General features: G+C 64.1%; 20 protein-coding genes and 1 pseudogene. 8 read left to right on the top strand and 13 right to left on the bottom strand.

The window, feature by feature from the left end; genetic code table 11:
• Positions 1-15 precede the first annotated feature (15 nt).
• Positions 16-564: pseudogene (locus FB597_RS11920) on the top strand (DUF799 domain-containing protein); the annotation flags it as partial.
• 125 nt (positions 565-689) lie between these two features.
• Here the strand turns inward: FB597_RS11920 and FB597_RS11915 are convergent.
• The 4 genes from FB597_RS11915 to FB597_RS11900 all read right to left on the bottom strand — a co-directional run bounded on the left by FB597_RS11915 (position 690) and on the right by FB597_RS11900 (position 8,161).
• On the bottom strand, positions 690-2,057 hold the full coding sequence (locus FB597_RS11915; RefSeq protein ID WP_144769633.1) for a sigma-54 dependent transcriptional regulator: 1,368 nt from the start codon (positions 2,055-2,057) through the stop codon (positions 690-692).
• Positions 2,058-2,061: 4 nt separating this feature from the next.
• On the bottom strand, positions 2,062-3,861 hold the full coding sequence (locus FB597_RS11910; protein ID WP_144769632.1) for an ATP-binding protein: 1,800 nt from the start codon (positions 3,859-3,861) through the stop codon (positions 2,062-2,064).
• A 157-nt stretch (positions 3,862-4,018) separates the two neighbouring features.
• Entirely contained in the window at positions 4,019-5,380 is a 1,362-nt protein-coding gene (locus FB597_RS11905) for an MFS family transporter (protein ID WP_144769631.1), read from the bottom strand.
• 468 nt (positions 5,381-5,848) lie between these two features.
• A complete protein-coding gene (locus FB597_RS11900; protein WP_141912494.1) occupies positions 5,849-8,161 on the bottom strand; it encodes an NADP-dependent malic enzyme in 2,313 nt (770 codons plus the stop codon).
• Positions 8,162-8,732: 571 nt separating this feature from the next.
• Between FB597_RS11900 and thiL the strand changes: the two genes are divergently transcribed.
• The 3 genes from thiL to FB597_RS11885 all read left to right on the top strand — a co-directional run bounded on the left by thiL (position 8,733) and on the right by FB597_RS11885 (position 10,856).
• Entirely contained in the window at positions 8,733-9,698 is a 966-nt protein-coding gene (thiL, locus tag FB597_RS11895; RefSeq protein ID WP_144769630.1) for a thiamine-phosphate kinase, read from the top strand.
• Complete coding sequence (locus FB597_RS11890) at positions 9,695-10,246, top strand: phosphatidylglycerophosphatase A (protein ID WP_141912490.1); 552 nt, start codon at positions 9,695-9,697, stop codon at positions 10,244-10,246. The genes thiL and FB597_RS11890 overlap by 4 nt, the downstream gene beginning before the upstream one ends.
• A 127-nt stretch (positions 10,247-10,373) precedes the next feature.
• Complete coding sequence (locus FB597_RS11885) at positions 10,374-10,856, top strand: CinA family protein (RefSeq protein ID WP_141912488.1); 483 nt, start codon at positions 10,374-10,376, stop codon at positions 10,854-10,856.
• A gap of 83 nt (positions 10,857-10,939) precedes the next feature.
• Here the strand turns inward: FB597_RS11885 and pyrF are convergent, their stop codons facing one another.
• The gene (gene pyrF, locus FB597_RS11880) at positions 10,940-11,758 is read right to left on the bottom strand and encodes an orotidine-5'-phosphate decarboxylase (RefSeq protein WP_141912485.1); all 819 of its coding nucleotides are present in this window, start codon (positions 11,756-11,758) and stop codon (positions 10,940-10,942) included.
• Positions 11,759-11,924: 166 nt separating this feature from the next.
• Between pyrF and FB597_RS11875 the strand changes: the two genes are divergently transcribed.
• Genes FB597_RS11875 through FB597_RS11865 form a run of 3 tightly spaced genes read left to right on the top strand, consistent with a single transcriptional unit; the run spans position 11,925 to position 13,935 of the window.
• Positions 11,925-12,518 (top strand): LemA family protein, encoded by a 594-nt coding sequence (locus tag FB597_RS11875; protein WP_141912483.1) that lies wholly within the window; start codon positions 11,925-11,927, stop codon positions 12,516-12,518.
• A gap of 21 nt (positions 12,519-12,539) precedes the next feature.
• A complete protein-coding gene (locus FB597_RS11870) occupies positions 12,540-13,403 on the top strand; it encodes a YgcG family protein (RefSeq protein WP_144769629.1) in 864 nt (287 codons plus the stop codon).
• A 1-nt stretch (position 13,404) separates the two neighbouring features.
• Positions 13,405-13,935 carry a TPM domain-containing protein gene (locus FB597_RS11865; protein ID WP_144769628.1) on the top strand — a complete coding sequence of 177 codons (531 nt, stop codon included), beginning with the start codon at positions 13,405-13,407 and terminating at the stop codon, positions 13,933-13,935.
• Between the two features lie 78 nt (positions 13,936-14,013).
• Here FB597_RS11865 and dacB read toward each other — a convergent pair whose 3' ends face one another.
• Positions 14,014-15,462: a D-alanyl-D-alanine carboxypeptidase/D-alanyl-D-alanine-endopeptidase gene (gene dacB, locus FB597_RS11860; protein ID WP_144769627.1), complete on the bottom strand. Its 1,449-nt coding sequence runs from the start codon at positions 15,460-15,462 to the stop codon at positions 14,014-14,016.
• 425 nt (positions 15,463-15,887) lie between these two features.
• Positions 15,888-16,070, bottom strand: coding sequence for a hypothetical protein (locus FB597_RS11855; protein WP_141912474.1), 183 nt, complete (start codon positions 16,068-16,070; stop codon positions 15,888-15,890).
• Positions 16,071-16,980: 910 nt separating this feature from the next.
• Here FB597_RS11855 and mgtA point away from each other — a divergent pair.
• Positions 16,981-19,743 (top strand): magnesium-translocating P-type ATPase, encoded by a 2,763-nt coding sequence (gene mgtA, locus FB597_RS11850; protein ID WP_141912472.1) that lies wholly within the window; start codon positions 16,981-16,983, stop codon positions 19,741-19,743.
• Positions 19,744-19,821: 78 nt separating this feature from the next.
• Here the strand turns inward: mgtA and FB597_RS11845 are convergent, their stop codons facing one another.
• From FB597_RS11845 to FB597_RS11820, 6 genes are all read right to left on the bottom strand, one after another.
• Complete coding sequence (locus FB597_RS11845) at positions 19,822-20,478, bottom strand: DUF1345 domain-containing protein (protein ID WP_144769626.1); 657 nt, start codon at positions 20,476-20,478, stop codon at positions 19,822-19,824.
• 140 nt (positions 20,479-20,618) lie between these two features.
• Complete coding sequence (locus tag FB597_RS11840; protein ID WP_255517155.1) at positions 20,619-21,125, bottom strand: preprotein translocase subunit SecD; 507 nt, start codon at positions 21,123-21,125, stop codon at positions 20,619-20,621.
• The gene (locus tag FB597_RS11835; protein ID WP_141912468.1) at positions 21,122-21,340 is read right to left on the bottom strand and encodes a hypothetical protein; all 219 of its coding nucleotides are present in this window, start codon (positions 21,338-21,340) and stop codon (positions 21,122-21,124) included. The genes FB597_RS11840 and FB597_RS11835 overlap by 4 nt, the downstream gene beginning before the upstream one ends.
• 136 nt (positions 21,341-21,476) lie before the next feature.
• Positions 21,477-22,847, bottom strand: coding sequence for a sensor histidine kinase (locus FB597_RS11830; protein ID WP_144769625.1), 1,371 nt, complete (start codon positions 22,845-22,847; stop codon positions 21,477-21,479).
• 21 nt (positions 22,848-22,868) lie between these two features.
• Positions 22,869-23,531 carry a response regulator transcription factor gene (locus tag FB597_RS11825; protein WP_141912464.1) on the bottom strand — a complete coding sequence of 221 codons (663 nt, stop codon included), beginning with the start codon at positions 23,529-23,531 and terminating at the stop codon, positions 22,869-22,871.
• A gap of 214 nt (positions 23,532-23,745) precedes the next feature.
• Positions 23,746-25,152 (bottom strand): DHA2 family efflux MFS transporter permease subunit, encoded by a 1,407-nt coding sequence (locus FB597_RS11820; RefSeq protein ID WP_144769624.1) that lies wholly within the window; start codon positions 25,150-25,152, stop codon positions 23,746-23,748.
• Positions 25,153-25,250 lie beyond the last annotated feature (98 nt).

The raw sequence follows: 25,250 nt of genomic DNA, 5'->3' as shown, positions 1-25,250 counted from the left end.
ATCCTCTAGGACTGACCGGCCTCCATCCTGGTGCTGCCGCCGCTGAACAGCTCGCCTGAGGTGGCTGCCAGCTACGGCATGATGTCCCAGGTCACCTACCCATTGGCTGAGTCCGGCTACTATGTGATCCCGGTGTCGCTGGCGGCAGAAACATTCAAGCAAAACGGTTTGAGCAATCCCGCCGACATACATGACCTGCCCCCGCCCAAGCTGCGCCAGATCTTTGGCGCGGACTCCGCCCTGTACATCAATGTCAAGGACTATGGCACCTCTTACAAAGTAGTCAGCAGCGCAACCGTGGTGTCGGCCGATGCCAAGTTGCTCGACCTGCGTTCCGGCAAGGTGTTGTGGGAAGGGTCGGCCTCCGCATCCTCTGCCGAAAGCCAGCAAAATCAAAATGGCCTGATCGGCATACTGGTCTCGGCGGTGGTCAACCAGATCATCGGAACAATGAGCGATGCCAGCTTCAACATGGCAGGCATCGCCAGCCAGCGCCTGCTGATGGCCGGCCATAAAAACGGCATGCTTTACGGCCCTCGTTCACCTCAATATGAAAAAGACTGAGGCAAACGATTTGCGGGCATGCAGTGCCATATGACGCAATTTCTCCCCAAAAAAAACGCCGCGAAATCATCCGCGGCGTTTTTTTCGTCAACCTACTCCTGTTTTTGACGGCACGATTACTGCACTCACGCCTCTCCCAGGTTGTACTTCTTGATCTTGTCGTAAAGCGTCTTCTTCGGAATACCCAGGTGCTGCGCCGCCAGCGCCACGCTGCCGCCGGTTTCCCTGAGCGCGAAGGCGATCATCCCGGCTTCGAAATTCTCGACCTGCTGCGGCAATGAAATGCCTTCCGGCGGCGCTTCCCGCACCGGCCCCGCTTCGCTCACCCCCAACACCCAGCGATCGGAGAAATTGCGCAGCTCGCGCACATTGCCCGGCCACTCGCGCTGCTGCCATTGCTGCATCTGCGCCGCGCTCCAGGGCGGCACGTCGCGCCGGTAGCGCACGGCTGCGGCCTGGCAGAAGTGCGCCAGCAGCAAGGGGATGTCGCTGCCGCGCTGGTTCAGCGTGGGCAGGTCGATGGCGACCACGCCGATGCGGTAGTACAGGTCTTCGCGGAACTCGCCGCGCGCGCTCATTTGCAGCAGGTCGGCCTTGCTGGCGGCCACCACGCGGCAGTCGATCGTCACCGATTCGTTCCCGCCCAGGCGTTCCAGCCGGCGCTCCTGCAGCACGCGCAGCAGCTTGACCTGCATGGCCAGCGGCATGCTTTCGATTTCGTCCAGGAACAGCGTGCCGCCGTTGGCGTATTCGAGCTTGCCGATGCGGCGTTTCTGCGCGCCGGTGAAGGCGCCGGCCTCGTGGCCGAAGATCTCGCTTTCGAAGACGCTCTCCGGCAGCGCGCCGCAGTTGAGCGCCACAAACGGCCCCTTGCGGCCGCTGGCCGCGTGCAGTTGGCGCGCCACCACTTCCTTGCCGGTGCCGGTCTGGCCGTTGATCAGCACATCGACATCGGCCGGCCCGAGGCTGCCGATCAGCGTGCGCACGCGTTCGATGGCCGGCGATTGCCCCACCAGCGGCGGCAGTTCGGGATGGCGGGCCCAGGCTTCGCGCAGCTTGCGGTTTTCCAATACCAAGCGGCGCTTTTCCTGCGCGCGCGCCGCCACTTCCAGCAGGCGGTCGGAGGCAAACGGTTTTTCGATGAAGTCGTAGGCGCCGGCGCGCATCGCATCCACCGCCGTGCCGATGTCTCCATGGCCGGTGACGACGATCACCGGAATGTCGGCATCGACGCCCACCGCATGCTCCAGCAGCGCCAGCCCGGATATCCCCGGCAAGCGCACATCGGTCACCAGGATGCCGTTGAAGTCGCGCGTGAGCAGCGGCAGGGCTTCTTCCGCACTGGCCCAGGCGCTGACCGAAAAGCCGCCCAATTCCAGCGTCTGCGCGGTGGCGCGGCGCACCGCCTGTTCATCCTCGACCAGGATGGCGGCGCCGTTGCTGATGTCGTCGGTGTTGTCGGCGTTGTTGGTATCGTCGGTGTTTGGATGCATGGTGTCAGCCGTTGTTTTGCAGCGGCAGGCGCACGATGAATTCGGCCCCGCCCTGCTCATGATTATGCGCGGCGAGCTGGCCGTTCATCGCCTGCACGATGGAGGAGGAAATCGCCAGTCCCAGGCCCAGCCCCTTGCTGGACGATTTGGTGGTAAAGAAAGGCTCGAACAGGTGCGGCGCCACCTCATCGGGAATGCCCGCGCCCGAGTCGCGGATGCGCACCACGGCCTGCCCGTCCTCCACATCCAGGCTCACGCAAACCTGCTTGCGCGGCGCGTCTTCGACCGCATCCAGCGCATTGCGCAGCAGGTTGATCAGGACCTGCTCGGTGCGCACCCCGTCGCCGGTGATGCTGGCCGGCTGGCGGATGTCGATGGCAATGTCCGCGCCGTGGTGCTGGAACTCGCTGCCCAGCAACAGCACCGCTGCCTCGATCGCGCGGCGCAAGTCCACCGTTGCCACCAGATCGCCGCTCTTGCGGGCGAAGCCCTTCAGTTGGGCGATGATCTTGCCCATGTGGGCGCTGGCGCTGCTGATGTGTTCCAGGTTTTCCGCCGCCTGCGCGGTCTGGCCGCGCGCCAGGAACTTCACCGAATTGTCGGCGAAGGCGCGGATGGCCGCCAGCGGCTGGTTCAGCTCATGCGTCACGCCGGCGGCCATCTGGCCCAGCATGGCCAGCTTGCCGGCCTGCACCAGCTCATTCTGGGTGGTGCGCAAAAGCGTTTCGGTCTGTTGCAGTTTGTCGTACTTGGCGGCGATGGCCTGGTTGGCGGCGGTCAATTCACGGGTGCGCTGGGCGATGCGCAAATCCAGTTCCGCCGCCGCGCGCCGCAGGGCATCGCGCGACTCCAGCCGTTCCTGCACACGGCGCCGGTGCTGGTACCAGGCCAGCAGCGAAATCGCCAGCGCCGCCATGAACAAGGCCGCGGCCAGCGTCGCCAGCGTGGCCGAGCGCACCACGCGCGCCCGCGACGGGTACAGCATCAGTTCCCATCCGAGCTTGGAAACGGGCCGCGCCACATGTTCGCCGAAACCGCGCTGCAAGGCCTTGGGCAAGGCGGTCACCGGCGCGATGGGCAGGTCGGCGTACTGGTGCGTGCCTTCCAGCTCACGCTGCATGGGCGCGCTCAGCGGCCTGAGGCTGTGGTATTTCCACTCCGCACGGTTGCTGAGGAAGACCACGCCGCTGGCGTCGGTCAGGGCGATCGGGTCGTCGCTGCTGCTCCAGGTGTGTTCGAATTCGGCCAGGTCGACCTTGACCACCATCACGCCGATCGGCGCATCGCCCGAGACCTGGTCCTGGCTGCGGTAGATCGGTTGCGCAATGAAGTAGCCCGGTTCGCTGGAGATGTTGCCGATGCCGTAGAAACGCCCCGCCCTGCCTTGCACGGCCTCGCGGAAATAGGGACGGAAGCCGAAGTCGCGGTCGACGAAACTGAATTCCTCGTCCCAGTTGCTGGAGGCCAGCGTCATGCCGGCGGCATTGAGCATGAAGATATGCACGGCGCGAGACTGGCGCTGGATGATCTTGAAGGCGCGGTTGAGCCGGTCGACTGCGGCGGCGTCCTCGGGGTGCTGCAGCACCCGGCGCACGTCGGCCTGGAAACCGAGCGCGAATGGCAGGGTTTCGTATTTCTGCAGGATGGATTCCAGGTCCATGGCCACGATCTGCAACTGCGCCGAGCCCAGGCTGTTTTGGTCGGCAGTGGCCTTGCGCAGGCTGAGCTGGTAGGTGACGCCGCATACGGCCAGTGTTGCCGCGATGAAAGCGAGGAACAGCAGCAGGTTTCTTCTGGCTCTCATGCGCTCGTGTGGTGGGAAGATGATACGGCCGGATGTCCGCCGGTGTATGGGCTCCGGATACGACGCGGCGCCTGAAAAGGCGCCGCGTCCAGCCATGGTTTTCCGTAATGATAACGCGGATGAAGCCGGCCTTGCCGCATCCGCGCTGCCCCGGGGATCAGGCCGGCGTATGCGCCTTGGCGCCGCCGGCAACCGCGCCGGTATCGCCGGCGCCGTCATCGACGTGTACGTCATCATGCAAATGGCCGTCGCGTTGCGGATCAGGCATGCGCAGGGACACGATCAGCGCCACCAGGCACATGGCGGACACGTACCAGTAGAACGCCGACTCCATGCCGGCAGACTTCAGCGACAGCGCCACGAATTCAGCCGAGCCGCCGAAGATGGCATTGCCCACCGCATACGACAGGCCCACGCCCAGCGCGCGCACCTCGGCCGGGAACATCTCGGCCTTGATCAGGCCGCCGATCGATGTGTAAAAGCTGACGATGGTCAGGGCCAGGATGGCCAAGCCGAACGCTGCGTACGGACTGGATACGTCTTTCAGGAAATGCAGGATGGGGAAGGTGCACACCATGCCCAGGAAGGCGAAGCACAGCATCGAATTGCGGCGGCCGATCTTGTCCGAGATGGCGCCGAAAATCGGCTGCAGGATCATGTAGACGAACAATGCGCCGGTCATCACGCCATTGACCACCTTGGGGTCCATGCCGGCGGTGTTGACCAGGTATTTCTGCATGTAGGTGGTGAAGGTATAGAACATCAGCGAGCCGCCGGCGGTGAAGCCGACCACGTTGATAAAGGCGCGCTTGTGCTGCAGCAAGCCCTTGAGGGTGCCGGCATCCTTTTTCTTGCGCACATCTGCCGAGGCAGTCTCGGCCAGCGAGCTGCGCAGGTACATCGCCACCAGCGCCCCCAGGGCGCCCAGCACGAACGGCACGCGCCAGCCCCAGGCCATCAGCTCTTCCTTGCTCAGCCACTGCTGCATGCCGAACAACACCAGCACCGCCAGCAGTTGTCCGCCGATCAGCGTCACATACTGGAAAGAAGCGAAGAAACCGCGGCGGCCGTTGGGCGCCACTTCACTCATGTAGGTGGCCGAGGTACCGTACTCGCCGCCGACCGAAAGCCCCTGGAACAGGCGCGCCACCAACAGCAGCGCCGGCGCCCAGGCGCCGATGGCGGCGTAGGTCGGCATCAGCGCCACGGCCAGCGAGCCGCCGCACATCATCAGCACCGAAATCAGCATGGACGTCTTGCGGCCATGCTTGTCGGCGATGCGGCCGAACAGCCAGCCGCCGATCGGGCGCATCAGGAAGCCGGCGGCGAACACGCCGGCAGTATTCAACAATTGCGAAGTCGGATCGCCCTTGGGGAAGAAGGCCGGCGCGAAATAGATCGCGCAGAAGGAATAGACGTAGAAGTCGAACCATTCGACCAGGTTGCCTGATGACGCGCCGAGGATGGCGAAGATGCGCTTGCGGTATTCCGCCGGGCTCAATTGCTGTTTGCCGCTCATGGAGATCTCCTGTTGTCGCCGCCCCTTCCTGTCTGGTGCGACGCGTTGTGTATGCCCTCGCCCCATCCGGCGCCGGATGGCCGGAGCGGATGCGTTGTCGAGGGCGGTGAAATGGGAGATAGACGCGACGCCAATGCGCGTGCGAAAGAATGGCCTGCATCGTGTCTGCCTCCGCCTGCTTTGTCGATGTATTGCAGGCTTCGTGCCAGAGGGAGGCCGGCTTGGGCGGCTTGTTAAGCCTCTGTTTTCAAAGGATTTTCCCGAAAAGAAATCTCACCGCGGCGCAACAATCGTGCGGATGTCCGGAATGCCGCAATGCGGCATTTGCGGGATTCCATCCAGCTGCATTGCAGAGACTGCGGACTCGGAACGAGGACAGCAGCCATCGGAGCAAAAAAAGAAAAACGGCGCATGTCTTTCGACATGCGCCGTTTTTCCGGTACCGCTGTTTGCCTGTGCGGCTACCGGTCAACGCTCCGACAACGCGTCCATCACGCACAGCGCCGTCATGTTGATGATGCGGCGAACCGTTGCCGACGGCGTCAGGATATGGACCGGCTTGGCGCAACCCAGCAGGATGGGGCCGATCGCCACGCCGTTGCCCGATGCGGTCTTCAACAAGTTGTAGGCGATGTTGGCCGCGTCGATATTGGGCATGACCAGCAGGTTGGCGTCGCCCTTCAACGGCGAGTCGGGGATCACGGCGTTGAGCAGCTTGCTGTCGAGCGCGGTGTCGCCATGCATTTCGCCGTCCACTTCCAGGTCCGGCGCCATTTCACGGAGGATCGCCAGCGCCTCGCGCATCTTGCGGGCCGATTCGCTGTTGCTGGAACCGAAGTTCGAATGCGACAGCAGCGCAGCGCGCGGATGCAGGCCGAAGCGGCGCATTTCCTCGGCGGCCAGGATGGTGATCTCGGCCAGCTCGTGCGCGTTCGGGTTCTCGTTGACGTGGGTGTCGACCAGCACCAGCTGGCGGTTCGGCAGGATCACGGCGTTCATCGCCGCGTACACGTTCACGCCTTCGCGCTTGCCCAGCACCTGGTCGATGTAGTGCAGGTGCAGCTGGGTGGTGCCGTAGGTGCCGCAGATCATGCCGTCGGCGTCGCCCTTGTGGATCGCCATGGAACCGATCAGGGTGTGGCGGCGGCGCATTTCCAGCTTGGCGTACTGCTCGGTGACGCCCTTGCGGCGCGACATTTCCAGGAAAGTCTGCCAGTAGTCGCGATAGCGGTTGTCAAAGTTAGGGTTGATGACTTCGAAGTCAGCGCCCGGACGCAGGCGCAGGCCGAATTTCTTGATGCGCTGTTCCAGCACTTCCGGGCGGCCCACCAGGATCGGCTTGGCCAGGTTTTCGTCGACGATCACCTGCACCGCGCGCAGCACGCGCTCTTCTTCGCCTTCGGCGTAGACAATGCGCTTCTTGGCTTCGGCGGCCTTCTTGGCGACCTGGAAGATCGGGCGCATGAAAGTGCCGCTGTGGTAGACGAACTGCTCCAGCTTCTCGACGTAGGCATTCATGTCCTGGATCGGACGGGCGGCCACGCCGGAAGTCTCGGCCGCGCGCGCGACGGCCGGCGCGATCTTGATCATCAGGCGCGGGTCGAACGGCTTGGGAATGATGTATTCCGGGCCGAAGGACAGGTTGGTCACGCCGTAGGTGGCGGCCACGATGTCGGACTGCTCGGCCTGCGCCAGCTCGGCGATGGCGTGCACGGTGGCGATTTCCATCTCGCGGGTGATGGTGGTCGCGCCCGAATCCAGCGCGCCGCGGAAGATGTACGGGAAGCACAGCACGTTGTTGACCTGGTTCGGATAGTCCGAACGGCCGGTGGCGATGATGGCGTCGTCGCGCACGGCCTTGACGTCTTCCGGCAGGATTTCCGGGGTCGGGTTGGCCAGCGCCAGCACCAGCGGACGCGGCGCCATCTGCTTGACCATGTCCTGCTTCAACACGCCGGCGGCGGACAGGCCCAGGAAAATGTCGGCATTGGGGATGACTTCGGCCAGGGTGCGGGCGTCGGTTTCGCGGGCGAAACGCTCCTTGTCCGGATCCATCAGTTCGGTGCGGCCCTTGTAGACCACGCCGGCCAGGTCGGTGACGTAGATGTTCTCGATCGGGAAGCCGAGGTCGACGATCAGGTCCAGGCAGGCCAGCGCGGCCGCGCCGGCGCCGGAGACCACCAGCTTGACTTCCTTGATGTTCTTGCCGACCACCTTCAGGCCGTTGAGGATGGCCGCGCCGACGATGATGGCGGTGCCGTGCTGGTCATCGTGGAAGACCGGGATCTTCATCCGCTCGCGCAGCTTGCGCTCGATGTAGAAGCACTCCGGCGCCTTGATGTCTTCCAGGTTGATGCCGCCGAAGGTAGGCTCCAGGGCGGCGATCACGTCGATCAGCTTGTCCGGGTCATTTTCATTGACTTCGATGTCGAACACATCGATGCCGGCGAACTTCTTGAACAGCACGCCCTTGCCTTCCATCACCGGCTTGGAAGCCAGCGGGCCGATGTTGCCCAGGCCCAGCACGGCGGTGCCGTTGCTGATGACGGCCACCAGGTTGCCGCGGGCGGTGTATTTGAATGCGTTGGCCGGGTCGGCCACGATTTCTTCGCAAGCCGCGGCCACGCCGGGAGAATACGCCAGGGAGAGATCACGCTGGTTGGTCAGCAGCTTGGTGGGAGTGACGCTGATCTTGCCCGGTGTCGGAAACTCGTGGTACTCCAGCGCTGCCTGACGAAGTTGCTGACGCACTTCTTCTTTCTTACTGATCATCGAATCCATAACTCTGTATTCTCTATGTTGACTTGCGAAGACCGTCGATTCTAGCAGAGGTCGGCCTCCAATCATAGGCCGCCGATTTCATGCTGCCCCGCGCAAAGCCAGTCCGGAACAGGCTTTGCGGCGTTTCATCGGCGGCGCGTGATGTCCGCGAACATGCCCCTTCGCGGTGCAGTTGACGTCTGTTAGTGACGCGATAGGCACACGTTGGGCGCAGCTTGGCAATGGCGAATCAATGGCGAATCTTTACTCGCCTGCGCCGGCCGGGAACGTCCTTGTGGAAAGTCCTTAGCGGCTGGCGGCGCTGGCCGGCAAGGCTTTTGGCCCCACCGCAGCGGTGCGTAGGAATGGAGGCGATGCGCTGGCGCCCTGCCTCCTGCCCTGCCCGCCCTCTTCCCGGCGTCGCTTTGCGTCGCCGCCGCCAAATGCCGGGGCGTATGGACAACGCGCCCTTTCAGTGCATTCGCTGCAGCGCAACATCCGATTCCCCGTTCTATCGGGCGTATTCATGGTCATAGCGGCGAACGCCGATATTGTCCTCCAGAAGCGATGACAGATTAGTTACAATCGCCTCATGCTCTCCGAATTCGAACTTATTGCGCGCTATTTCAGCCGCCCGCTTGCTCCCGACAGCCGCACGGCGCTCGGGGTCGGCGACGATTGCGCGCTGATGACGCCGGCGCCGGGCATGCAACTGGCCATCTCCAGCGACATGCTGGTGGCCGGCCGCCATTTCTTCCCCGATGCCGATCCGCTGGCGCTGGGCCACAAATGCCTGGCGGTGAACCTGTCCGACCTGGCCGCGATGGGCGCCAAGCCGATCGCCTTCACCCTGGCGTTGGCCCTGCCCGCAGCCGATCCCGAATGGCTGGAACCGTTCGCCAACGGCATGCTGGCGCTGGCCGACCGCCACGGCTGCGAACTGATCGGCGGCGACACCACCAAGGGGCCACTGACCATCAGCATCACCGTGTTCGGCGAAGTGCCGCCGCAACAGGCGCTGCGGCGCGATGCTGCCCGCGCCGGCGACGACATCTGGGTTTCCGGCTCGCTGGGCGACGCGCGCCTGGCGCTGGCCGGCTACCGCAACGAACTCGCGCTGTCCGACCAAGAACTGCTGCAGGCGGCGCCGCGCATGCATGAGCCCATGCCGCGCGTGGAACTGGGCATCGCGCTGCGCGGCATCGCGCACGCCGCCATCGACGTCTCCGATGGCCTGGCCGGCGACCTCGGCCACATCCTGCAACGCTCCAACCTCGGCGCCACGCTGGACGTAGACGCCCTGCCGCCCGGCAATGTGCTGCAGCAGCGCGAGCTTGAACTGCGGCGCCGCTTCACGCTCAGCGGCGGCGACGACTACGAACTCTGCTTCACCGCCCCGGTGCGCCTGCGCCAGGCCGTGCAAAAGGCCGCACATGCGGCCGGCGTCGAAATCGCCCGCGTGGGCACGATGGAGCATGCCCCCGGCCTGCGCCTCGTCGATGCCGGCGGCGAACCGCTACAGCTGGAGCTCGGCTCCTTCGATCATTTCCGCTCATGAACCCAGACCTTTCCTCCCCGTCCGCCCCGCCCGCCGCTGCGCCGGCCAACAAGAAACGCCGCGCCAACGCCCAATTCATGCTGGCCCATCCGGCGCACTGGATCGCGCAGGGCTTCGGCAGCGGCCTCTCGCCCATCATGCCGGGCACCGCCGGCACGCTGCTGGCCTGGCTCTCCTATAACGTGCTTTCCGCACGCTGGCCGCATGTGTTTACCGCCGCCAACTGGCTGGCCATCATCGTGGCCGGCTTCGTGATCGGCATCTGGGCCTGCCATCGCACCGGACGCGCGCTCAACTCGCCCGATGACGGCAGCATGGTGTGGGACGAGATCATCGCCTTCTGGCTGGTGCTGGTGCTGGTGACGCCGGCCGGCTTCAAGGTGCAGCTGGCGGCGTTTGTCGTGTTCCGCTTCTTCGACATGGTCAAGCCGCCGCCGATCGCCTGGTTCGACCGCCGCTTCAAGGGCGGCTTCGGCGTGATGTGGGACGACATCGTGGCGGCCTTCTATACGCTGCTGGTATTCGCCTTCTGGCGCGTCTACGCCTGAGCTGCCCAACGCCGTCGAGATTCCGGTTCAAGAATCGCGAAGACGGGAGTATCCTGTTGCTGCATGCACATGATCAACCGACCGCGGCCGTTGGAAGCGGCCGACGGTACAGCCAAGGATGACACTCATGGACACCACGATTGACTTAGCCGCCCGCGTAGGCCAGGCCTTGAAGGCCAAGAACCTGCTGTTAGCCACCGCCGAATCGTGTACCGGAGGCGGCATCGCGCACGCCATCACGGAAATCGCCGGCTCCTCCGAATGGTTCGACTGCGGCTTCGTGACCTATTCCAACGCTTCCAAGAACGAGCTGCTGGACATTCCCGAAGCCATGATCGCGCTGCATGGCGCGGTCAGCGAAGAGATCGCCGGCGCCATGGCTGAAAGCGCGGTCGCCAACAGCAACTCCGATGTGGCCGTCTCCACCACCGGCATCGCCGGCCCTGGCGGCGCGGTGCCGGGCAAGCCGGTGGGCACCGTCTGCTTCGGCTGGCGGGTGGGCGACAAGACCTATACAGAGCGCCTGGTGTTTGCGGGAGACCGGCAAGCCGTGCGCGAACAGACCGTCATCCATTCGCTCAAGGGCTTGCTCAAGCTGCTGGCCGACTGAACCGCTTCTCCCAAAACAAACAGGCCGCGCTTGCATTGGCAGCGCGGCCTGTTTGTTTTTGTTGGTTTTTGTTGCTTCCTGTCTTAGCGGTACTTGTTGATCGCGTCGCGCGTCTCCAGCGCCACGCGGCGCGCCGCCGCGGTGAAGTCCTCTCCCGCTTCCTGCTTGGCGTACAGGATCGCGCGCGAGGAATTGATCATCATGCCGGCGCCGGCCGCCGTCCTGCCGGCCTTGACCGTGGCCTCGACGTCGCCGCCCTGGGCGCCCACGCCCGGCACCAACAGCGGCATGTCGCCGATGATGGCGCGCACCTGCGCCAGCTCCTGCGGGAAGGTGGCGCCCACCACCAGGCCGCACTGGCCGTTGGTGTTCCATTTCTCGGCCACCAGGCGGGCCACGTGCTGGTACAGCGGCTTGCCGTCCACTTCCAGGAACTGCAGGTCGGAGCCGCCCGCGTTGGACGTGCGGCACAGCACGATCACGCCGCGATCCTTCCACTCCAGGTAAGGCGCCACCGAATCCCAGCCCATGTAGGGGCTGACGGTGACCACGTCGGCGTTGTAGCGCTCGAAGGCTTCGCGCGCGTACTGTTCGGCGGTGGCGCCGATGTCGCCGCGCTTGGCGTCCAGCACCAGCGGGATGTCGGGGTAATGGCGGCGGATGTAGGAGCAGATCCGCTCCAGCTGGTCTTCCGCGCCCAGCGCGGCAAAATAGGCGATCTGCGGCTTGAAGGCGCAGGCGGCGTCGGCGGTGGCGTCGACAATGGCGCGGCAGAATTCGAAAATCGCATCCGACTTGCCGCGCAATTCTTCGGGAATCTTCTTGACGTCGGGGTCCAGCCCGACGCACAGCAGGGAATTACGCGATTTCCACGCGCCGTTTAACTTGTCGATGAATGTCACGGTGGTGCCTTAATATGCAAAGATGCGCTATTGTACCGCTGGCACCGGAAAAACCTCGCTTTCTCCCGCTTTTTCAAGGCTTTTCGGGCCGGGAAAAGAGGAAAAAAGAAGGTTCCGCATGTGGCGTTTCGGTTGCGCGTTTTATTTTTCTTACGAGGAACACAACATGAAAAAATGGTTTGCATGGCTGGCCACCGCTTTCCTGGCCCTGGCGCTGTCGGGTTGCGGCTATAACGACTTCCAGGCCAAGGACGAAGCCACCAAGGCCGCCTGGGGCGAAGTGGTCAACCAGTACCAGCGCCGCGCCGACCTGATTCCCAACCTCGTCAACACCGTCAAGGGCTATGCCGCGCACGAGAAAGACACGCTGGAAGCCGTGACCCAGGCGCGCGCCGCCGCCACCAGCTTCCAGATCACGCCCGAAGTGCTGAACAATCCGGAAGCCTTCGCCAAGTTCCAGCAGGTGCAGGGCCAACTGTCGTCGGCACTGTCGCGCCTGATGGCGGTGTCGGAGAACTATCCGCAACTGAAGGCCGACACCAGCTTCCGCGACCTGCAGTCGCAACTGGAAGGCACCGAGAACCGCATCACCGTAGCCCGCCAGCGCTACATCGCCGCGGTCCAGGAATACAACATCCTGGCGCGCAGCTTCCCCAGCAACATCACCGCCAAGATCTTCGGCTATCCGGTCAAGCCGTCCTTCACGGTGGAAAACGAGAAGGCCATCTCGACCGCACCCACCGTCAACTTCGGCAAATAAACCTGAATCCGGGCATCGCCGATGCGTCAATTCCTCCTGCGACTCCAACTGCTGCTGGTCCTGCTGCCCGTCCTGGGCGGTGCGGCCGCGGCCGAGGATTTCGTCCCCGTTCCGCACCTATCCGGCCACGTAGTCGACCAGGTGCACATGCTGGACGACCAGCAGCGCGCCGCGCTGGACAGCGTGCTGGCCGAGTACGAAACCCGCACCGGCAGCCAGATCGCGGTGCTGCTGATGGCCTCCACCGCGCCGGAAGCCATCGAGCAATACAGCATCCGCGTGGCCGAAGCCTGGAAGCTCGGTCGCAAGGGCGTCGACGACGGCGTGATCCTGGTGGTGGCCAAGGACAATCCCAAGGCGCTGCGCCGCCTGCGCATCGAGGCCGGGCGCGGCGTACAAGGCAGCCTGACCGATGCGCAATCCAAACGCATCCTGGAAGACGTGATTGCCCCGCACTTCCGCCAGGACGATTTCTACGGCGGGCTGGCGGCGGGCGTGTCGGCCATCTCCAGCCTGCTCGACCAGGAAAAGCTGCCGGCCGCGCAGCGCCATGCCCCACCGGCGCAAACCGATGACGGCGGCGGCTGGGTGACGCTGATGGCGGTACTGTTTTTCCTGTGCATTTTCTTCACCATGCTGCTCAGGTCGCGCCGCAATGCGCGCAACAACCTCAACAGCAACGACTGGGGCAACGGCGCCAGCACCGGGGCTGGCGTGATCATCGGCAGCATCCTCGATCAGGTCGCGCGCAACGCGGCTTCAGGCCGCTCTGGCCGCTCCGGCGGTTTTTCGGGAGGCTCCTCGGGCGGCTTCTCTTCCGGCGGCGGTTCGTTCTCGGGCGGCGGCGGCACATTCGACGGCGGCGGCGCTTCGGGGGACTGGTGAGATGAGCAAGGATAAAAAACAGGCGTCCGTGGCCGGCCGCATGCTGCGCCACCTGGCCTTCACCCACGCGGCGGCGCGCCGCGCCTTTCCCTCCGCCACGCTCAAGGCTATCCAGGCCAGCATCGCTGCAGGCGAACGGCAACACCGCGCCCAGGTGCGGGTGATCGTCGAGGCATCGCTGTCATTGGGCGCGGTATGGCGGCACGAAACTTCGCGCCAGCGCGCGCACGAATTGTTCGCGCGTTACCGCATCTGGGATACCGAAGAAAACTGTGGCGTGCTGGCCTATATCAACCTGGCCGACCACAAGGTGGAGATCGTCGCCGACCGCGGCGTCAGCCGCCTGGTGACGCGCCAGCAATGGCAGCAGGTATGCGCCGCGATGACCGCCGGCTATGCCCGCGGCGATTACCATGACAGCACCCTGCAGGCGCTGGCGATGCTGCACGATGTGCTGGCGCACGCCATGCCGCACAGCGATGGCGAGGCCAAGGGCGGCAACGAATTATCCGACAAGCCGCTGCTGCTCTGAACCCTGCGCAAGCCATGAAAAACGCCGCCGACAACCATGCCGCGGCGGCGTTTTCATATCGGCACAACGGATGCCGGATCAGCCGTTTTCGTACACCCACTGCAACAGCGCATCCTGCGCCTTCTGTCCGGCCGGCGCATTCTGGTGGTTGATCAGGAACACCACCACGTAGCTCTTGCCTGACGCGGCCTGCACATAGCCGGCGATGGAACGCACGTCGTTGAGCGTGCCGGTCTTGATATGCGCCTGTCCGGCCACGCTTTGCGTCTTCAGGCGGCGGCGCATGGTGCCGTCGTAACCGACCAGCGGCAGCGAGGAAACGAATTCCGGCATCAGCGGCGAACGGTAGGCCTGCGCCAGCATGTTGCCCAGCAACGCTGGCGTCACCCGCTCGAGGCGCGACAGGCCGGCGCCGTTTTCGATCGCCAGCCCGCTGGTGTCGATGCCCTTGTCGTTGAGCCAGGCGCGCACCACCCGTGCGCCATTGACGATGTCGCCCGGCGGCCCGGCCATTTCGGCGGCCAGCGTCAACAGCACCTGGCGCGCCATCACGTTGTTGCTGTATTTGTTGATATCGCGGATCACCTCGGGCAAAGCCGGCGATTGCGCCTCGGCCATCAGGCGCGCCGACGGCGTGAGCGCCCCGTCCGCCACGCGTCCGGCGAAACTGCCGCCCAGGTCCGCCCACATCTTCTGGAACATCGCGCCCACGTACTGCACATTGCCCATGCGGTAAGGATGCACATACCAGACCTTGGCGCCGCAATCGGCCGCGTAGCTGCCCATGAAGGCCACCGGGCCGGCATCGGCCGACAGCATCAGCTTGCCCTGCCAGTCGCCGCAAGGTTCCTGCGACAGGCGCGGCGGCGTGATGGCCAGGCCTGCCATGGGCGGATCCACGGTGACGTTGACCGTGCCGCCGGCCGGATCCGGTTCGAAACGCAAAGCCAGGGTCTTGTAGTTCACCAGCAGCGCGTCGGGCCCGACGTTATAAGGCTTTTGCGGATCGCCGTCGAACTGCGACGGATCGTAGGTGCTCTCGGCGAAGAAGCTGCGGTCCAGCACCAGGTTGCCGCGGATGTCGCGTATGCCGCGCGCGCGCAGCTGGCGCAGGAACAGCCAGAAATTCTCCATCACCAGCTTGGGATCGCCGCCGCCCTTGATGATCAGGTCGCCATTGAGCACGCCCTGCTCCAGCGCGCCATCAATGTAGGCCTGGGTCTTCCAGGAATAAGTCGGGCCCAGCAACTCCAGCGCGGCGTCGGTCGTCACCAGCTTCATCACCGAGGCGGGATTGAACGGCTGGCTGGGGTTGACCGAGACCAGCGCGCGCTTGCCGCTGTCGGCGTCCTGCACCAGCACGCCAACGTTCTGCTGGGGGATATGCGCCACGCGCAAGGCCCCCACCACGGCCGGCGGCAAGCCTTGGGCGGCCGCCGGGATGGCGGCTCCGGATAACAAGGAAACGGCGATCAGCAATGCATGAAATGGCAACCGGCGGGTGTGGCGCTGCGGAAAACGGGACATGGTTCAATTGAAAAAGGGGATGGCGCATTATAGGGGAAGTCGCAACGCGCGCTCCCCGCGCCCGCGCCGCAGCCTGCCAAGCAAGGCGGATTCGCAGCGGAGATGGGAGGAAGCGGATCGCCCGGCGATCCGGAGCGCAAGCCGGCGGCCCGTGCGGCCAAGGCCAACGCGCAGGAGGAAGAGGTGTCGATGATGCGGCCGCAGGCGCTCAGGCGCCAGGGAAGCGCCCCGGATTCCAGATAATGGGCGCAAAAAAGGCCGATGCTTTCGGGGCCGCCACGAGACCACTGTGAAAACATCGACCTAGGGAAATCAAGGGAGGAGCAATCGGCGTACAGTGAAAGACCTGAACTCTCCAAGAAAAGCGGTCTCCGCCGATGCTCCTGCCACTGCCGCAACGAGCGGCAAAGCGGGCGCAATGCCCGCTAAATTAGCACTGGCAGAGCCTCCAGCACTAAAAGCGCCAGCAACGCGCCGAACACCGCGCCGATTGCCCTGCAACCGTTGCGGATCACCCTGGAGGCGACCGGCACCTCGCCGCATAGCAATAGCCCGGCCAAGGTCATCGGAATGAAAAACACCAGATTGTTCATGATGATGTTCGGCATGATGCGTCTCCTCATTCAGCCTTCACATTCAGATCCGCTTTCGGATTATTCGTATCGGGCGGCATGGCATCGCTGCCAGCCTTGCCCGGCGGGACTTTGTGATTTGAGTATAGGCCGCATGTCACATAAAACAAGCAGGGCCGCCGACAATTCGTTGCTGCACAGCAGCGACAAGGGGCGGCCGCGGCATTGTTGCGAACGCACAAATTTTCGGCAGGCGGCCGGATTTGCCTTGACCCTCGTTTAAGCGCGAGCGTAGAATTCGCCCGTTCTCATTTTTTTGGAGTCCCTCTCATGGGCACTTGTTCGGGTGACAGTTGTTGCCGGTTAATCCCCGGTTAAGCCTCGGCAAGATCGAACAGGACATCCTCCTGCCGTCATCTTGCAATCAGGCAGATGGCGGTATCTCAATGCATACGGAATGACACTTGGCGGCCACAGGCTGCCAGTGGCCGGAAGAAGTCCAGGCGCGGTCCCCGCGTTTTCTTCCCAATATTTCGCCGCATCGTTTTTCCCTCACGACAACATATCGACGACCGACCGCCGCAGGCATGGCTGCCGATGCGGCGAGCCACAGTCTGGCCGCATGACGCTGGTTGCACCGCAACCGGCAGCGCAGGCTTTTTGCCGCCGCTTCGTTGCGGCCGGCATCTGGCCTGCCTGCGCGCACAGGCGCCTGTGAAAGGGGCTCCGCTCAACCGAAGCGGAGGCTGCAATGCGACAGAAAAAAACATGAAGACCCGATGTTTGTCATCGATCCGTCAAGCGCGCCCGTTAGAGTCCTGACTCGGGCCGCCTGACGACGCCACCTGAATGCGCATCCAGCCCGCCCGGCCTTGCGCATCGGACCGCAAGCCACTTCGCCCCCACCCCGCCCTGGCGGCGAAAACAACATGAAAAGAAGTACGCCATGAACCTGAACCTGCTGAAAGAGACCTTCGCCGGCTTCATCCGCGCCCGCGGAATGGACCGCCACTTCCGCCGCCTTGGAATGGACATGTTCCGCAGCGCGCCGGTGACCAAGGAGATCCCGCAAACCCTGGCCCAGCAACTCAACGAAGCGGCCCGCTGCGATGCAAGCGAACTGCTGCAGCGCCTGAAATCGCGCCATGACGGCCTGACCGAAGCCGAAGCCGACGCCATCCGCGCCGAAGTCGGCCCCAATGAAGTCGAACATGAAAAGCCGCTGAGCTGGCCGGTGCACCTGTGGCACTGCTACAAGAACCCGTTCAACCTGCTGCTCACGCTCCTGGCCGCAGTCTCGTTCTATACCGAAGACATGAAGGCCGCCATCGTGATCGGCACCATGGTGGTGATATCGACGCTGCTGCGCTTCGTGCAGGAGGCGCGCTCCAATACCGCCGCCGACAAGCTCAAGGCGATGGTCAGCAACACCGCCACCGTGATGCGCCACGACCTGGCCGAAGAACTGGCCGCCGAGGCGCAGCGCTACTTCGACATCAAGCTGCATCCCAAGGGCGCCAAGCGCATCGAGCTACCGATCAAGAAGCTGGTACCCGGCGACATCGTGCTGCTCTCCGCCGGCGACATGATCCCGGCCGACCTGCGCCTGCTCTCGGCCAAGGACCTGTTCGTCAGCCAGGCCGCGATGACCGGCGAATCGCTGCCGGTGGAAAAGTTCGTCACGCCCACCCAGACCGACGCCGGCAGCCCGCTGGAGCTGGAAAACCTGTGCTTCATGGGTACCAACGTGGTCAGCGGCTCGGCCACCGGCGTGGTCCTGACCACCGGCAAGCGCACCTATTTCGGCGCCCTGGCCGAACGCGTGACGGCCACCGACCGCACGCCCACCGCCTTCCAGGCCGGCGTCAACAAGGTCAGCTGGCTGCTGATCCGCTTCATGCTGGTGATGACGCCGGTGGTGTTCTTCCTCAACGGCTTCACCAAGGGCGACTGGGTCGAGGCGTTCCTGTTCGGCCTGTCGGTGGCCGTCGGCCTGACGCCGGAAATGCTGCCGATGATCGTCACCTCGACGCTGGCCAAGGGCGCCGTCGCCCTGTCGCGCAAGAAGGTGATCGTCAAGCGGCTGGACGCGATCCAGAACTTCGGCGCGATGGACGTGCTGTGCACCGACAAGACCGGCACCCTGACCCAGGACAAGATTTTCCTGGAGCGCCATACCGACATCCGCGGCGAGCCCGACGACGAGGTGCTGCAGTACGCCTACCTGAACAGCTATTACCAGACCGGCCTGAAGAACCTGCTGGACGTGGCCGTGCTGGAGCACGCCGAACTGCAGCGCGAAATGTCGATCGCCTCGGCCTACCGCAAGGTCGACGAGATCCCCTTCGATTTCCAGCGCCGCCGCATGTCGGTGGTGGTGTCCGAACGTGAAGACCACCACGAACTGATCTGCAAGGGCGCGGTGGAAGAGATCGTCTCGGTCTGCACCCGTGCGCGCCACGACGGCCGGATCGTTCCGCTCACGCCCGAACTGCTGGCGGAAATCCGCGAGACCACCGCCGGCCTGAACGCCGAAGGCCTGCGCGTGGTGGGGGTGGCCGCCAAGGACCTGCCGCCGACCAAGGAAACCTACAGCCAGGCCGATGAGTCGGACCTGGTGCTGGTCGGCTACATCGCCTTCCTCGACCCGCCCAAGGAATCGACCGCGCCGGCCCTGGCCGCGCTGCGCGAGCATGGCGTGGCGGTGAAGATCCTGACCGGCGACAACGAACTGGTGACCGCCAAGATCTGCCGCGAAGTCGGCCTGGAAGTGGACGGCATGCTGCTCGGTTCGTCCGTGGAAAAGATGAGCGACGAAGAATTGTCCGTCGCCGTCGAGAAAGTGACGGTATTCGCCAAGCTCTCCCCGACCCACAAGGAACGCATCGTGCGCGTGCTGCACGACAAGGGCCACGTGGTCGGTTTCATGGGCGACGGCATCAACGACGCCCCGGCCTTGCGCGCGGCCGATATCGGCATCTCGGTCGATACCGCGGTGGACATTGCCAAGGAAGCGGCCGACCTGATCCTGCTGGAAAAGAGCCTGATGGTGCTGGAAGAAGGCGTGCTCGAAGGCCGCAAGACCTTCGCCAACATGCTCAAGTACATCAAGATGACGGCCAGCTCGAACTTCGGCAACGTGTTCTCGGTACTGATCGCCAGCGCCTTCCTGCCGTTCCTGCCGATGCTGCCGTTGCATCTGCTGGTGCAGAACCTGCTGTACGACGTGTCGCAGATCTCCATCCCGTTCGATAACGTCGACAAGGAATTCCTGGAAAAGCCGCAGCGCTGGGACGCCGCCGACATCGGCCGCTTCATGGTGTTCTTCGGCCCCATCAGCTCGATCTTCGACGTCACCACCTTCGCGCTGATGTGGTACATCTTCGGCGCCAATTCGCCGGACCACCAGACGCTGTTCCAGTCCGGCTGGTTCATCGAAGGCCTGCTGTCGCAGACGCTGATCGTGCACATGATCCGCACCAGGCGCATCCCCTTCCTGCAGAGCCGCGCCTCGTGGCCGCTGCTGGGCATGACGCTGGTCATCATGGCCATCGGCATCTTCATCCCGATGTCGATGCTGGCGCACTACTTCAAGCTGGAAGCGCTGCCGCTGTCCTACTTCCCGTGGCTGGCGGCGATCCTGCTGGCGTACGCGGTGCTGATCCAGCTCATGAAGAACTGGTATGCCAAGCGCTACGGCTGGCAATAAGCCGATCCGCGCGGTTGGCTGAAATGAAAAAGGGTTGCCTGCGAAGGCAACCCTTTTTCTTTGGCCCCTCGCCTGGATTCAGTTCCCGGCCAGGCCGGCGGCGATATTGATGCACAGGCCGATGATGGCGGCATTGAAGACGAAACAGATCAGCGAATGCGCCAGCACCGCCTGGCGCATGGAGCGCGTGGCCACGCCCACATCGGAAGTCTGGACGGCGACGCTGATGGTGAAGGAGAAATACAGGAAATCCCAATAATCGGGGGCGGCCTCGCCATCGACAAAGCGCAGCGGCAAGGCTTGCGGATCGTCGTCCTGGGCGTAGAACAAGCGCGCGTAGTGCAATGTGAAGATCGTGCCGATCAGGAACCAGGAGCCGAACACGGTGGCCGCGGTGAACGCGTAGCGCAGCAAACGCCCTTCATGCCCATGGTTGCTGCCGGCCAGTTCCAGCAGGATCGCCACCAGGCTGGCAATGGCGGCGATGCAGACGATGCACAGCACCAGTTGCGCGCTTTCGTCCTCGACCTCGGCCAGACGCTTGGCGTCCTGGGCATCGGCCAAATACATCATCAGCCAGATCGTGACGAGGTAGGTCCAGACGCCGGCGTTCCAGCCGATCAGGCAATGCGTGACCAGCGAACCGGCGGGAATCAGCAAGCCGCAGACAATGCCGACCAGGATGGCGATCAGCAGGCGCGGGTGGACCTGGACTATATTGCGGGCAACGGACATGGCATCGATGGGCTAGAGGAATGGGGGGACATCGGCAGACGCAACAAGTGCAAAAACGCCGTCCAAAAAAAACATGGCTGAAACATAGCATGCTTCAGCCATTTTCCCTTCTCGTCCGACTCGTTGCCGCTACGTTGCGCTTACCTGGAAGAAGAAATCAGATGCGCCACGCGGGCGGCCTCGTCAAAGCTCCCGAAGCCGGTCAGCGCCATGGCGTTGACGGTCAGCGGCCCCTGCACCGCGGTCACGTTGGTCACGCGCCCCTCGACCACCGCCGCCAGTTGCCGGCCCACCAGCTGGCGCGAACCGGCGGTCAGGCGCGCCGTCCCGCTGGGCGAAAACTGCAGCAGCAAAATGGCGCGCCCGGCCGCATCCTTTTGCGCGGTGGCGCGCTGGACGTCGGTCGCATCCAGCAATGCCGTGGGCGCAAGATAGATCACGCTACCGGCAACATCGCTGTTCCCGGCCTTGCTCCATCCTGGCGTCGGCACGCTGGTGGCGCCGCGCAACTCGAATGGGGTCGCTGGCGAGATGGCGCCGGTGCTGCCGCAGCCGGCCAGCGCAACCAGCGCCGCGCCCGCGGCGGCCAGGCCCGGCAAGCGACGGCGCCAGGAAGCGGCCGATGAAAACCGGATGAGCTGCCTCAAAATTCATGCTCCTTCAGCGCCCGCCTGGCGCGTTCGCGGGCGCCGGCCAAGGCTTCCTCCTCGGTGGGATAAAAACCGGCCGGAATATAGGTTTCGGCGATCTCGGGTTCGCGCGCCAGGCGCACGAACACTTGCGCCTCGTAGGCGTGGTCGGGTTTTTCGATCGCATCGTAGCGGGCGATGTGGGTGCCGTTCCGTATCACTTTGTCTGTCATGCCGCCTCCATTCTCGGTCGCGTTGGAGGCCGTTAGACACAGGGGCGTGCGCCAGGTTCTGAATGTGATTGCGAGGAAATTTCCGGGCGGGAACAATCGCAGCCTCATCCGTACATCGGCGCCCGGCAGGAAAAGATCAGGCCACCGACGGAAAGCGCACCGTGAAGACCGTGCCTTGCCTGGTCTCGCCACAATCGAGGGTGATCACAGCGCCGTGTTCGCGGGCGATCTCGCGCACGATCGCCAGCCCCAGGCCGCTGCCGGCCACCTTGTCGTTGGCGCGGTAGAAGCGGTCGAAGATCAGCTCGCGATGTTCGGGAGCGATGCCGGGGCCGGAATCTTCCACCGTCAGCAAGGTCTCCCCGTCCTGCTCCTGGCAACGCACGGTGACGCTGCTGTGCGGCGGCGAATAACGCACCGCGTTGTCGATCAGGTTGTCGATCAGGTCGGACAACAGGAAACGGTCGCCGCGCATGCGGCCGGGCCGCAGGTCGAAACCGAGGTCGATCTGTTTCTTGTCGGCCTCTTCGATGAAATGCTGGATGGACGCCTCCACCAGCTTGTCCAGCGACAGGTTTTCGAGGTTGCGCTGCTCGAACTGGCCGTGCTCGGAACGCGCCAGTGCCAGCAATTGGCGGCTTTGGCGGATCATGCGCTCGACCGAGGAATTCATCATCTCCAGCGAACGGGTCGTGTCGGGCTCATCGCGGTGCTTGGCATGCAGCAGCTCCAGTTGCAGCTTGAGGCCGGTCAACGGCGTGCGCAACTGATGGGCGACGTCGGCCAGGAAATTCTGCTGCGCCTGCTCGCCCTTGCTGATGCGCTCCATCAGCTGGTTCATGGCGCCGATCAGCGGCAGCAGCTCGACCGGGGAACCGGCGCTGTCGATGGCGCCCAGCTTGCCGTGGCCGCGCTGCTCCAGGTTGCCCTGCAGCGCCTGCAGCGGCTTGAGCCCGCGCCGCACCGCCACCAGCACGGCGGTGAGCGAGATGAAGGTGAGCACGCCGTCCAGCGCCAGGAAAGACAGCAGGATCGTGTAATGGGCGCGGTTGCGCTTGCGCACCGTCTCGGCCACCGCCACCGAAATCACGCCATTCTTGACCCGTACCTGCAGCGCGGCGATGCGGACCGGCTCGCCGCGCATCTCGGCGTCGTAATTGATGGGCCGCTCGAACACGTCGCTGTCGGGCAGAGAGGGAAAGCCCTTGTCGCCCAGGATGATCTCGCCCTTGATATTGCGTACGGCGAAAAAGGTGGTGTCGGAATGGTTGCTGCGCAGGATCTGTTCGGCCTGCTTGGTGAGTTCGGCGGAGGTCTTTTCCTGGCGGTGCCGCACCTGGGCATACAAGCCCCAGGTCGAATCCATCAGGTTCTGGTCGAAGGCATGCTGGGCCGGCAGCCAGGCCAGCCAGTAGGTGAACCCGGCGCCCACCAGGTTGATGAGCAGCAGCGGCGCAATCAGCCACTTGAGCAGGTCGCGCCGGATGCTGGGCTGCAGGACCGGCATGCGTTCAAGCCAGCGCAACGATCAGCTCTCGCTCTTTTCGAGCATGTAGCCGAAGCCGCGGATGGTACGGATGGCCACGCCCGAGTCGGCGATCTTGAGGCGGATGCGCGAGACATAGACTTCCACCGCGTTGATGGTGAAGTCTTCGCCCCAGGGCAGCACGGCGTCGATGATCTGCTGCTTGGAGACCACGCGCGACGCATGCTGCATCAGGTATTCCAGCACCGTCCATTCGCGCAGCGACAGTTCGATCTTGCGGCCATCGATGTCGGCGCGCTTGGTGGCGTTGTCCAGCGACAGCCCGCCCACCGACAGTTGCGCCGGCTGCGGCGCGCTGCGGCGAACCAGGGCCTTGATGCGCGCCACCAGTTCGGGCGTGGCGAAAGGCTTGACCAGGTAGTCGTCGGCGCCCAGCTCCAGGCCATGCACGCGGTCGGGAATGGTGTCGCGCGCGGTCAGGAGCAGCACCGGCGTGTTGTTGCCGGAAGCGCGCATGCGCCGCAGCACTTCGAAGCCGTCGATGCCGGGCAGGCCGATGTCGAGCACCAGCACCGACGCATTGAAACGCTGCGACAGCGCATCGGTACCGTTATTGACGGTATGGACGGTGAATCCATGGGAGTTGAGCACACGCGACAGGCCGTCGGTGAGCACCGGGTCGTCTTCGACCAGCAAAACGTTCATAGGGACTTCACGAGAAGAAAAACGGCGCAAAACATCTGCGAATCGAAGCATCGTATTGCAGCCTCGCCAATGCTGCAAACACGCGATCGTAAAGCGCCTGCCGCGCCGCTTGTATTTTGTTTCATTTCCGTCACAGTCAGTCCGTTGTCAGCCATTCGACAGCATCCAGTCAGGCCCCGGCAGTTGGCGCGCGCCAATGGGATCTACCCGGGGTCTACCTGAAGTAGCGCGGATCCATCTTGCGAAACACCCAGGCCGAGGCCAAGGTGATCACGCCGACGATCACGAAGGTGATCTGGAAACTGAAGCTGGTGGCCGCGCCCGAACCGTCCTTGAACAGGTTCACCAGCGTGCCGCCGATGGTCACCCCCAGGCCGATGGCCAGCATCTGCACCATCGAGAACAGGCTGTTGCCGCTGCCGGCATCGTTCTTGTCCAGGCCCTTCAGGGTCACGCTGTTCATGGCCGCGAACTGCATCGAGTTGGAAGCGCCGAACACGGCCAACTGGACGATGCCTGCGGCCAGCGGCCAATCCGGCGTAATCAGCGCGAACGACACGATGGCGCCGCCCACCAGCAAGGTATTGACCAACAGGAAATTGTCATAGCCGTAACGCCTGACCAGCGGCGCGATCCACGGTTTGGCGATGGTGCCGGCGATGGCCGCCGGTAGCAGCACCAGGCCGGACTGCAGCGGCGAATAGCCCAGCCGCACCTGCAGCAGCAGCGGCAACAGGAACGGCACCGCCGAGGAACCGATGCGGCACACCAGGTTGCCGGCCAGGCCGATGCTGAAGTTGGGTTCCCTGAACAATCCCAGGCGAAACAGCGGCCGCTCATGACGGCGCGCATGCAGCCAATAAAACCAGACCGTGAGCGCCGCCAGCACGAACAGGGTCGCGCTCCAGATGCCGCGGTGGGCCTCGAAAGGCACGTCCAGCGCCAGCGAAAAGGCCACCATGCAGCCCGACAGCAGGCCGCAGCCCAGCACGTCGAACCTTGGCGCGGCCGGCAGCACGTCGTTGGGCAGGTAGCGCAGCACGGCCAGCATGCCGATGGTGCCGATGGGCACGTTGATCAGGAAGATCCAGTGCCACGACAGGCTCTGCACCAGCCAGCCGCCCAGCACCGGCCCCACCACCGGCCCCAATTGGCCGGCGATCGAGATCGACGCCAGCGCCGCGATATATTGCGCGCCCGGTACGCTGCGCAGCACCGCCAGCCGTCCCACCGGCAGCAGCATCGAGCCGCCGATGCCCTGCACCACGCGCGCGGCCAGCAGTTGCGGCAGCGTATGCGCGGTGGCGCACAGGATGGAACCGATCACGAACACCAGGATCGCCGCGAAATACATCTTGCGCGTGCCGAACCGGTCCGCCAGCCAGCCCGAGGCGGGGGTCAGCGACGCCATCGTCAGCGTGTAGGCCACCACCACCGGATGCATCGCCAGCACCGGTTCGCCCAGGCTGCGCGCCATGGCCGGCAAGGCGGTGTTGACGATGGTGGTATCCAGCGTCTGCATGAAAAAGCCGGAGGCGACGATCCACAGCAGCGCGCGCTGTGAAATATCGGAAGACCTGGCGGAAGGATCGGACAACTGGTCTGGACGTTGGGCGGACATGGATTGAGAAAGATTGGGCGCGGAAAAAGCGGCGGGGACACAAAAGCCTGTCGCTTAGGTGTCCCCGCTGGTTGGATGTTGCTTTCTTCGAAGCAGTG

This window comes from Herbaspirillum sp. SJZ099 (assembly GCF_007828355.1).
GTDB lineage: Bacteria > Pseudomonadota > Gammaproteobacteria > Burkholderiales > Burkholderiaceae_D > Herbaspirillum.
Note: the sequence above shows the minus strand (reverse complement) of the source record. Positions and strands in the feature narration are given on the sequence as shown.